General features: G+C 44.3%; 12 protein-coding genes. 6 read left to right on the top strand and 6 right to left on the bottom strand.

Features of this window, described 5'->3' with window-relative positions:
- The first annotated feature begins 141 nt into the window (after positions 1-141).
- The 5 genes from aspS to ruvB all read left to right on the top strand — a co-directional run bounded on the left by aspS (position 142) and on the right by ruvB (position 4,947).
- A complete protein-coding gene (gene aspS, locus AC19MV_RS06230) occupies positions 142-1,917 on the top strand; it encodes an aspartate--tRNA ligase (protein ID WP_498306426.1) in 1,776 nt (591 codons plus the stop codon).
- Between the two features lie 110 nt (positions 1,918-2,027).
- Positions 2,028-2,780, top strand: coding sequence for a YebC/PmpR family DNA-binding transcriptional regulator (locus tag AC19MV_RS06225; protein ID WP_498306424.1), 753 nt, complete (start codon positions 2,028-2,030; stop codon positions 2,778-2,780).
- A complete protein-coding gene (gene ruvC / locus AC19MV_RS06220) occupies positions 2,777-3,295 on the top strand; it encodes a crossover junction endodeoxyribonuclease RuvC (protein ID WP_432400227.1) in 519 nt (172 codons plus the stop codon). The genes AC19MV_RS06225 and ruvC overlap by 4 nt, the downstream gene beginning before the upstream one ends.
- Positions 3,292-3,909: a Holliday junction branch migration protein RuvA gene (ruvA, locus tag AC19MV_RS06215; protein WP_432400228.1), complete on the top strand. Its 618-nt coding sequence runs from the start codon at positions 3,292-3,294 to the stop codon at positions 3,907-3,909. Before ruvC ends, ruvA begins: the two co-directional genes overlap by 4 nt.
- Before the next feature lie 33 nt (positions 3,910-3,942).
- Positions 3,943-4,947, top strand: a complete 1,005-nt coding sequence (ruvB, locus tag AC19MV_RS06210; protein WP_432400229.1) for a Holliday junction branch migration DNA helicase RuvB — start codon at positions 3,943-3,945, stop codon at positions 4,945-4,947.
- A gap of 144 nt (positions 4,948-5,091) precedes the next feature.
- Here the strand turns inward: ruvB and AC19MV_RS06205 are convergent, their stop codons facing one another.
- Complete coding sequence (locus AC19MV_RS06205) at positions 5,092-6,027, bottom strand: hypothetical protein (RefSeq protein ID WP_498306422.1); 936 nt, start codon at positions 6,025-6,027, stop codon at positions 5,092-5,094.
- Between the two features lie 243 nt (positions 6,028-6,270).
- Here AC19MV_RS06205 and AC19MV_RS06200 point away from each other — a divergent pair, with 243 nt between their 5' ends.
- Entirely contained in the window at positions 6,271-8,028 is a 1,758-nt protein-coding gene (locus tag AC19MV_RS06200) for an acyl-CoA dehydrogenase C-terminal domain-containing protein (protein ID WP_498306420.1), read from the top strand.
- Between the two features lie 96 nt (positions 8,029-8,124).
- On the opposite strand, the gene AC19MV_RS06195 is transcribed toward AC19MV_RS06200, so the two are convergent.
- From AC19MV_RS06195 to AC19MV_RS06175, 5 genes are all read right to left on the bottom strand, one after another.
- A complete protein-coding gene (locus tag AC19MV_RS06195; protein WP_498306418.1) occupies positions 8,125-8,289 on the bottom strand; it encodes a hypothetical protein in 165 nt (54 codons plus the stop codon).
- Positions 8,290-8,381: 92 nt separating this feature from the next.
- The gene (locus tag AC19MV_RS06190) at positions 8,382-8,726 is read right to left on the bottom strand and encodes a hydrogenase maturation nickel metallochaperone HypA/HybF (RefSeq protein ID WP_498306416.1); all 345 of its coding nucleotides are present in this window, start codon (positions 8,724-8,726) and stop codon (positions 8,382-8,384) included.
- Positions 8,726-9,733, bottom strand: a complete 1,008-nt coding sequence (hypE, locus tag AC19MV_RS06185) for a hydrogenase expression/formation protein HypE (protein WP_498306414.1) — start codon at positions 9,731-9,733, stop codon at positions 8,726-8,728. Before hypE ends, AC19MV_RS06190 begins: the two co-directional genes overlap by 1 nt.
- Entirely contained in the window at positions 9,723-10,850 is a 1,128-nt protein-coding gene (gene hypD, locus AC19MV_RS06180; RefSeq protein WP_498306631.1) for a hydrogenase formation protein HypD, read from the bottom strand. The genes hypE and hypD overlap by 11 nt, the downstream gene beginning before the upstream one ends.
- Positions 10,850-11,089: a HypC/HybG/HupF family hydrogenase formation chaperone gene (locus tag AC19MV_RS06175; protein WP_498306412.1), complete on the bottom strand. Its 240-nt coding sequence runs from the start codon at positions 11,087-11,089 to the stop codon at positions 10,850-10,852. Before AC19MV_RS06175 ends, hypD begins: the two co-directional genes overlap by 1 nt.
- Between the last annotated feature and the right edge of the window lies 1 nt (position 11,090).

Genomic DNA, 11,090 nt, shown 5'->3' with positions numbered 1-11,090 from the left:
GTGTTTATGTACGACAGGTATGGTTAATTCACACAAACTAACTGATACTTCAATGCATAAGTTTGAGTCACGGTATATAATGCCGTTTTTATCGTTTTCGATTTCCAAAACTACCGCTTTGTGGATAAAGGATAGAGTTCAATGCGCAGTCATTATTGTGGAGACATTAATAAGTCTCATCTTGATCAAGAAGTTACTTTAGTCGGTTGGGTAAACCGTAGTCGTGATTTAGGCGGAGTTGTGTTTTTAGACTTACGCGACAGAGAAGGACTCGTTCAGGTTGTTTATGACCCAGACTTAAAAGAAGTCTTTGACGTTGCAAGCACACTGCGCAGTGAATTTTGTGTTCAAATAAAAGGATTGGTTCGTGCTCGTCCAGACAGCCAAATCAATACACAAATGAAAACCGGCGAAATCGAAATCTTGGGTAAACAACTGACCATTATCAATGCGTCAGCTCCCTTGCCGCTGAGCATGGACAATTACCAAAACAACAGCGAAGAGCAACGTCTTAAATATCGCTACCTAGATTTACGTCGCCCAGAAATGGCCGAGCGTTTAATCTTCCGCGCTAAAGTGACCAGTGCCGTGCGTCGTTTCTTAGATGGTAATGGCTTCCTAGACATCGAAACCCCTATTTTAACCAAAGCAACACCAGAAGGTGCGCGTGACTACTTAGTCCCTAGCCGTACTTATAAAGGTCAATTCTTTGCATTACCGCAATCGCCGCAGCTATTTAAACAATTACTGATGATGTCGGGTTTTGACCGTTACTATCAAATTGTGAAATGTTTCCGTGATGAAGATTTGCGTGCTGACCGTCAGCCTGAATTTACTCAAATCGATATCGAAACATCCTTTATGTCATCTGAGCAAGTGATGGAAAAAACTGAGCAAATGATGCGCGGTTTATTTCAAGACTTACTCAATGTAGATTTAGGTGAGTTTCCGCGTATGTCTTACGCAGAAGCGATGAAGCGTTATGGCTCTGATAAGCCAGACTTACGTAACCCACTTGAATTAGTCGATATTGCTGACCTAGTTAAAGACGTAGAGTTTGCGGTATTTAACGGCCCAGCTAATGATGTAGAAGGTCGCGTAGCAGCGCTTCGTATTCCTACTGGGGCATCATTGTCTCGTAAGCAAATTGATGATTACACTAAGTATGCCGGCATTTATGGTGCTAAAGGCTTAGCATGGATGAAGCTTAACGATTTAACGGCGGGTATGGACGGGATTCAATCTCCGGTACTTAAGTTTTTATCTGAAGACATTGTTAACGACATTATTAGCCGTACCGGTGCACAAACTGGCGACATCATTTTATTTGGTGCCGACAAAGCCAACGTGGTTGCAGAAGCCATGGGTGCATTGCGCTTAAAAGCGGGTGAAGACTTTGATTTACTTGAAGGTCAATGGCGCCCAATGTGGGTTGTTGACTTCCCAATGTTTCAGAAAATCAATGGCGGTTTCCATGCAGTCCACCACCCATTTACAGCACCACGCGGTATTAGCCCAGCAGAATTAACTGCCGATCCAGCAGCGGCTATTTCTGATGCATACGACATGGTATTGAATGGCTGCGAATTAGGCGGTGGTTCTGTACGTATTCACAATGCTGAAATGCAAAGCACGGTATTTAATATTTTAGGTATTGAAGCCGAAGAAGCGAAAGAGAAGTTTGGCTTCTTACTTGAAGCATTACGTTATGGTACGCCGCCACATGCGGGTTTAGCATTTGGTTTAGACCGTATTATTATGCTTATGACGGGTGCTACCTCGATTCGCGATGTGATGGCATTCCCTAAAACAACCACAGCAGCTTGTCCGCTCACTAACGCGCCAGGCTTTGCTAATCCAGTTCAGTTAACTGAGTTAGGCATTGCCGTGATTGAAAAGGCAAAAACGGAAGAATAGTTTTACTGTTCAACTTCACTCGCTCTTAAAGGGCACCACATACCGAGGCTGCTGCCTCGGTCTGTTTTTTACAAGTATGATTTTGTACTTGAACGAAAAGGGAGCTTAATATGGCAGGACACAGTAAATGGGCCAACATTAAACACCGCAAAGCAGCCCAAGACGCTAAGCGTGGTAAATTATTTACTAAATTTATCCGTGAACTCACCGTTGCGGCTCGAGAAGGTGGTTCAGATCCCGATGCGAATCCAAGATTACGCGCCGCCATCGATAAAGCCTTATCAAATAACATGACTCGCGATACCGTAGAGCGTGCCATTAAACGTGGCGCAGGTGAAGTCGACGGCCAACAACTTGAAACCATCATTTATGAGGGCTATGGCCCAGGCGGCACTGCCGTGATGGTCGAAACTATGACAGATAATCGTAACCGGACAGTATCTGGTGTACGTAATGCCTTTAATAAATCGGGTGGCAATTTAGGTACCGACGGTTCAGTGGCGTATTTATTCACCAAATCAGGTGTGATTTCATATGACAGTAACACCGACGAAGACACATTGATGGAGCTAGCGCTAGAAGCGGGCGCCGAAGATGTGGTTACTCATGATGACGGTGCAATGGATGTATTTACCAGCCCAGAAACATTTGGCAAAGTAAAAGATGCACTCGACAGTGGCGAACTTGAAGCTATTAACGCAGAAGTGACCATGGTTGCTTCAATTAAAGCGGAATTAGATATCGATACCGCAGAGAAATTTTTACGATTAATTGACACGTTAGAAGATCACGATGATGTACAAGAGGTATATCATAACGCTGAGATTTCAGATGACGTCATGGAAGCATTAGATAATCTATGATCATATTAGGGGTCGATCCCGGCTCACGTATTACTGGTTATGGCGTGATCCAATGCCATGGTAGACAACAAATTTATTTAGGCAGTGGGTGTATCCGCACTTCAGCCGATGATTTACCCCAGCGCTTACAGCAGATTTATGCAGGTTTAAGCGAGATTATTACCCAATATCAGCCTAATGAATTTGCGATTGAGCGAGTTTTTATGGCAAAAAACGCCGACTCGGCATTAAAACTGGGGCAGGCACGTGGCGCCGCCATTGTTGCTGCTACCTGCGCTAATTTACCGGTGGCCGAATACAGCGCGACCCAAATTAAGAGTGCCGTAGTGGGTACCGGACGTGCTCAAAAAACACAAGTACAGCACATGATAAAACAACTGTTAAAATTGCCCGCCGCGCCACAAGCAGATGCAGCGGATGCGTTAGGGGTCGCAGTGTGTCATTTTCATACTTATCAAAGTCTTATTGCTATGGGCGGTAAGGCGAGTAGCAGAACTTACGGAAGATACAAATGATTGGTCGACTCAGTGGGATATTAGCGGAAAAACAAGCACCTGAAGTGGTGTTAGACGTAAATGGTGTGGGTTATGAGCTACAAGTGCCCATGACCAGTTTTTATGAACTCCCCGAACTAAACCAGCAGGTGATGTTGTTCACTCACTTTGTTGTGCGTGAAGACGCGCAGCTACTGTATGGCTTTATTACCAAACAAGAACGGGCATTATTTCGGTTATTGATTAAAACCAACGGAGTAGGTCCTAAATTGGCGTTAACTATTTTGTCGGGAATGACCGCTTCAGAGTTTGTCTCTTGTGTTGAACGTGACGATATTGTGACGTTAGTGAAGTTACCGGGCGTGGGTAAGAAAACTGCTGAACGTTTAGTGATTGAAATGCGCGACAAACTCAAAAGCTTGCTTGAAGCTTCTGTTGGCTCGGAACGTGAATTTATGTTGCAAAGCAACTATAAACCAACACCAGTTGCAGACAGTGCAGAAGAAGATGCCATATCAGCGTTATTGTCATTAGGCTATAAACCCGCCCAGGCCAGTAAAGCGGTTTCTGCGGCATATGCTGATGGCATGAGTTCTGAAACGCTGATTAAAGCGGCATTAAAGTCGATGTTATAACACGTTGAATATACAGACTAGGGTATCTACATAATGATTGAAGCTGATCGCCTGATCCAACCGCAAGTACAAGGTCAAGATGAACAAATTGACCGTGCAATGCGACCGAAAATGTTGGATGAGTACACCGGGCAGGACGATACTCGCGCCCAGCTTAAAGTGTTTATTCAAGCGGCAATCAATCGAGGTGAAGCATTAGATCATATGCTTATTTTTGGCCCGCCAGGTTTAGGTAAAACCACGTTAGCCATGATTGTGGCGAATGAAATGGGCGTGAATATTAAATCGACATCAGGTCCCGTGCTTGAAAAAGCGGGTGACTTAGCGGCGTTATTAACCAACCTTGAACAAGGCGATGTTCTCTTTATTGATGAAATTCACCGATTAAGTCCCGTCGTAGAAGAAATTCTGTATCCCGCAATGGAAGATTACCAACTCGACATTATGATTGGTGAAGGCCCCGCTGCACGTTCCATTAAACTCGATTTACCGGCATTTACGTTAGTCGGCGCGACAACTCGAGCTGGGGCGTTAACTTCACCACTGCGGGCGCGTTTTGGCATTCCTCTGCGGTTAGAATTTTATAATGTTAAAGATCTCACCACCATTGTAACTCGCTCTGCCAAAGTGATGGGATTAGAAATTGATCATCAAGGTGCAATCGAAATTGCTACCCGTTCACGCGGAACGCCACGTATTGCTAACCGATTACTGCGCCGTGTTCGCGATTATGCTGAAGTTAAACATGACGGCATTGTGACTCAAGAAGTGGCTGAATATGCCCTTGATTTACTTGATGTTGATGAACAAGGTTTTGATTACTTAGACCGTAAACTCTTATTAGCGATTATCGATAAGTTTATGGGCGGCCCAGTAGGATTAGATAACGTTGCAGCAGCCATTGGCGAAGACAGAGAAACGATTGAAGATGTACTTGAGCCGTTTTTAATTCAACAAGGCTTTATTCAACGCACGCCAAGAGGCCGAATTGCAACGCAACGGGCGTATGACCATTTTAGTATGGTTAAGCCAGAGTAGATGACATCGAAAAAGAACCACTATTCATTCAGTCATGCGCCTTGTTTAAGCCCTTTTAAACTCTCGCTGAGTCATCACTGAATAACTCAGAATGGTATTAACCCGAGTTGAACTCACTTAGCTGTGACCGTTCATCAATACAGGTTACGATTCGTTTTCTGCCGTGGGTTTTGCCGTTAACGCAAAGACTTGCTGGCAGTACGCTAAATGATGGCGAATGTTATCCAAAAACTGTGAGGCCTGGTAATCCACTAAATACCAATAACTGGCTTGCGTTTGCGGGGTTTCATTATAAAAAAGGGCTTCAGCGGTGATTAAATCATCTTGAGTTGCATACGATAACCAATGCACGCTGGGTAAATTGCTCAACGCAGCTAACAGCGCGTATTGTAATTCGGGCTGTACTGGGCGCTTTGTGGTGACTTGTAATGCTAACGATTGCGCCGTTACCAAGCTAAATGCTGGCTGAGTATCTTGTTTACTGCGACGCACATAATCACTCAATAACACTGCAAATGGATTGATATCAGGCTGCTCAACTCGGGTATCAAGCTCTGCAGGAATGCTTGCTTGATCAATTAACAACTCCGGCCACACAATAGTGTTATGCGTTAAGGTTAATCCTAATGCAAGACGACGTTCCCCAAGCCAATTATGCACCATGCAAGGTAAATACTCATCAGCTGCCAATGATGATGAACGCCTTAATGATGGCATTAACGACATACGTTGTACGGATACTTGTGCTGCGACTATTGTCATTAAAAAGCTAGTCACTAAACCAGAAGATGGCCAACATTTAAGTTGCGGGTTAAGTGTCTCTGCAACTTGCGTTAATAATGACACTAATTGGCCATTATCAGGGTCGTTGTTAACGACAAAAGCATGGCTTGATTCAGCATAAGGTCCATTGCAAATATTGATCACATTGGGCGCTTGATGTTGGGTCGCATTAAACACAAAGGTGTGACCCTCTATGGCAGGTTGCCACTGTCCTTGACCATTACCAATAATGGTCACGTTTTGGTAAGGCAGAATATTTTGCGATTCAGTTGCGACGGGGTTATCAGAAGAAGGCATTATTTCAAGTTCACTTTTAACGTTTCGACATCATGGCGTGTTCATTATCGCTTAAGCTCAATGACACTGCTGAGCGAGCAATTGTAACTCATTGATCTGGCCTAATGTCGAATAACTTAATGAAATCGTAAAAGGTCACACTTATTTAATGCGGATTGGTATTTGGTTAAAAAACCATTCCATTTTGTTACGCTTTAGTATAAATTAAAACAACTGTTTTAATTATTCGTTTAAGAGAACTTTATGTACCCATATCAAGCCCCATTAAAAGACATGCAATTCTTGTTAGAACAGGTTTTTGATGCGCCAACAACGTGGGAACAACTTCCTGCAATGGCAGAGACTGTTGACATGGATACAGCATTGGCCATTTTAGATGAATCAGCCAAAATTAGCCGTGATCTACTACAACCTCTAAATCGCAATGGCGATGAACAGGGCGTGGTTCACAGTGGTAATAACATTATTACCCCAGATGGTTTTAAAGAAGCCTATAACCAGTTCGCCGAAGGCGGTTGGGTAGGTTTATGCGGTGAAGCTGAGTTTGGCGGCATGGGCATGCCTAAAATGTTAGGCGTGTTGGTTGACGAAATGGGCTACAGCACCTGTAACTCTTTCACACTTTACAACTCGCTAACAGCCGGTGCAGCATTGTGTATTCATGCGCACGCAAACGATGAATTAAAGCAAACTTACTTACCGAATTTATATTCTGGCCAATGGGCTGGCGCAATGGACATGACCGAGCCACACGCAGGTTCTGATCTAAAAGGCATCCGTACTAAAGCAGAGCCTTTAGATGACGGCAGTTATTCTATTACCGGCAACAAGATTTTCATTACCGGCGGCGACCAGGATTTAACTGAAAACGTCATTCACTTAGTTCTGGCTAAACTGCCAAACTCGAAAGGTATTTCGTTATTCCTCGTGCCAAAAATCAGTGTTAATACTGACGGTAGCCTAGGTGACGCCAACGGAGTTACTGTGGGTTCAATTGAGCACAAAATGGGCCTTAAAGCGTCTGCCACATGTGTCATGAATTATGATAATGCCAAAGGGTTCTTAGTCGGCGAGCCCGATCGTGGTTTAGTGTGCATGTTCACCATGATGAACTACGAGCGTTTAGCCATTGGTTTACAAGGCTTAGGTAACGGTCAAGCCGCTTATCAAATGGCCAGTGATTACGCCAAAGAGCGTTTACAAGGCGTTGCAGCAGCGGGTTCTGCAACTGGCGCAGTATCTGATCCTATTATTGTCCATGGCGATGTGCGTCGTATGTTACTTACTATTCGCGCCATGACTGAAGCCGGTCGCGCGTTGTCTGTGTATACCGGTAAGCAACTGGATTTAGCCAAGTACGCCAGTGGCGATGTACAAGCAAAAGCGGCACGTTATGTTGGTTTGCTGACGCCAGTTTCAAAAGCGTTTTTAACCGATCGCGGCTTAGATTCAACCGTAATGGGCCAGCAAGTGTTTGGTGGTCATGGTTATATTCGTGAAACCGGTATAGAACAGTTCGTACGTGATACCCGTATTGCCCAAATTTACGAAGGCACTAATGGTATTCAAGCCATTGACTTTTTAGGCCGTAAAATCACTTACGATAATGTGGCCACCTTGACTGAATTTGTTGCTGAAGTGAATGCCAGTCTTGTTGAATTAATTCAAGCGAACCCTGAACATAAAGCTAAGGTGAGTGCGGTATTTGCTGAGTTATTAGTGACAGCCAATTACATCAATGACAATAAGAAAACCCAACCAGCACTAGTGAATTCATGTGCCGTTGATTTCTTAGATGCGTTTGGTTACGCACTTTATGGCTACTTCTGGTTATTAATGGCCGATAAAGCTTCAAGCCATGAAGATGCAACCTTTGCTGCGCAAAAGCAATATGTTGCAGATTTCTATATGGACAAATTGTTGTCTAAATCTCAATACCATTTATCACAAGTTAATCAAGGTGATAAATCTATTATGGCCATGCCAGCAGAGATGTTCTAAACCACTTTCGTGGATAATAGACAACACAATAAGCCTTCCATTAGTAATGGAAGGCTTTTGTACTTATGGCGTTGTTAATGTTGCCAATCGCGTTATTTATTTGCTGCGTTTCCAATAGATAAACGCCACAATCGCAACCAGTGCAATGGCAGGCGACAGATCCATTAAGTGATGAAATAATCCAACACCACCGTGTCCCTCATGTGCCATAGCAAGAGATGGAGTAGTGGCAAGGATAAAGGCAAGTGATAAGTATTTCATGGTGTAGTCCTTTTATTGTGTTCACTTTTGTCGTTATTGTGTGTTTTAACATTACTTGTTCTGTGTCGCGTGAGTCGCTTACAAACCCGTCTTTATGTCTCTAAAATCAATTGCATTAGCATCATGTCTTCACCGTCCGTCACTAAGGTGTTATTGCCACCACAAGCAGGGCAGATAATGGTGCGCTCATTTACCTCAGAGTGTTGCTCGCAATCGCGGCACTGCAACACTAATGGCTGAATATTCATAATTAGCTTGGCGTTATGGCAAATGGTTTCAAGCTTAAAGGTCTCAAATGCTTGAGCTAACAATGCCGGTTCAACACCGCTCAAAATACCAATTTTAAGCTCGACTTGCTCAATGCCTTTGGCATTGTTTTGCAAGGCAAGTGCTTCACATTGTTCCATTAACGACATGACTATCGAATATTCGTGCATTAACAAATCCTGGGGAGTAATTCACCCTGAGGTAAATCTAAATAACGGCTGCTGCCCCACGGGGTGTTTAAAATCACTTTGCCTATTTGATTGTCAGTCACATGACCAATAATGGCTGCCTGTTCGCAATGACCATAACGTTGCATCACTTCAATGACACCCTTTGCAATGTCTTTAGGGACCGACAATAAAAAGGTGCCTTCATTGGCTAAATCATAAGGTTCGAAGCCAAATAGCTCGCACAAGCCTTTGACTTCATCACAGACTGGGATATGAGCTTCATCGACGGTAATACCCACATTAGAAGCCACCGCCCATTCATTTAATACTGCTGAAATTCCGCCACGGGTCGCATCGCGCATGGCGTGGACTTTAACATTGGCAGCCAATAACTGTTCAACAATAGGCCATAGGGTATCGCAGTCACTGCACAGGGAAGACTCAAGGGTTAGGCCATCACGGGCCATTAATATTGTCGCGCCATGTCGGCCTATGTCTCTAGAGACAATAATGGCATCACCTATCTGTAAATTCCGAGCTGAAATATCGGGATTGAGAATGCGTCCGATCCCTGAGGTATTGATAAATATGCCATCAGCACAGCCTTTTGGTACCACCTTGGTGTCACCGCAGACAATTCTTGCTCCCGATTTATGTAACTCTTCAGCCATGCTGTTAACGATGGTTTTGAGGTCATCGATGGCAAAGCCTTCTTCAATAATAAAGCTGCAACTTAAGTATTCTGGTTGCGCAGCCATCATTGCCAGATCATTCACCGTACCTGCGACAGCCAATTTACCGATGTCGCCACCAGCAAAAAATATCGGCGATACGGTAAACGAGTCAGTGGTGAAGGCAATATGGCCACACATGTTCAACTTGGCCGCGTCTTCTTGCGAGGCTAAGATTGGGTTATTAAATGCTGTAAAGAATAAATCGGTGATTAATTGATTCATTTCTTTACCGCCACCACCATGGCTTAGTTGCACGGTCTTTTTAGTTGGCATGTTGCACCTCTCCATAGCGATAATAAGCGTTACAAGCGCCTTCTGAGCTCACCATACAACTGCCTAAAGGCGTTTGCGGTGTACACCCTCGACCAAACACTTTGCAGTCTTTGGGATTGGCTAATCCACGTAAGATATCGCCGCACTGACACGCCTTATGATCATCAATTTCGGTTGTGGGTAATACGTCAACATAGATGCGCTCTGCATCGCGATGCTGATAATCAGGTTTTAAGGCCAGTGCTGATTTAGGTATTGGGCCGAGGCCGCGCCAGCGAAAGCTATCACGCACGGTAAAATAGGTATCGACGAGCTGTTGCGCAGCCAGGTTGCCGTCATAGGTCACCGAGCGGCTGTATTGATTGTCTAAAACGGCTTCGCCAGCCACTTTTTGTTTCACAATGCGTAAAATAGATTCCATCACATCCACAGGCTCAAAGCCTGACACGACAACAGGTGTGTGGTAAGTGTCGACCGCTGCTTGATAGATTTTAGCGCCACTGATGACGCTCACATGTGCAGGGCCAATAAACGCATTTACCTGAGCACGGCTGTCTGCCATCACCGCATCAATTGCAGGTGGCACTAACACATGATTGATATGAAACAGCAGGTTAGGGATGTTTTGTGCTTCAGCCTGGGCAATTAATGCTGCGGTCATCGGCGTTGAGGTTTCAAAACCGATAGCAAAAAAAATCACGGTTTTATCCGGGTTGTCTCGGGCAATGGTTAACGTATCAAGTGGGTCGTAAATCGGCCTAATGTCGCAACCTTTGGATCGAAACTGCGCCAAACTGCCCATTGAGCCGGGCACACGGATCATGTCACCCAGGGTGACTAAAATAACATTGTCCTGACTTGCGAGTACCGCGGCATGGTCAATACGCTCTTTGGGCATAACACACACAGGGCAACCTGGACCATGAATAAAGCGAATATTGTCAGGCAGTAATTGCAATAAACCGTATTTCATAATGGTGTGGGTGTGGCCGCCACACACTTCCATTATATTGATTTGTTGAGTGGTTTTAGCGGCAGTTTGTTTGATAAGCGCCGCCAAATGACCAATCGTTTTTGGGTCTCGAAACCCTTGATAAAAGTCATTAAGGGTGAGCATCACATTGACTCCATTTGCATCTTTTCAACAATCTCTTGGTATAAATCAAGACTGAGTTGCGCATCTTTCTCATCAATTTTATTCATCACAAAACCAATGTGGATCAGTACAAAGTCTCCTAATGCTAATGGTTCAGCCATTAAATGACTGCTAACTCGCCGCCGCACGCCTAGCGTATCGACAGTAACGCTTGCATCATCATGTATTTCAACAATTTTTGAAGGAACGGATAAGCACATA

This window comes from Shewanella sp. MF05913 (assembly GCF_059758095.1).
Note: the sequence above shows the minus strand (reverse complement) of the source record. Positions and strands in the feature narration are given on the sequence as shown.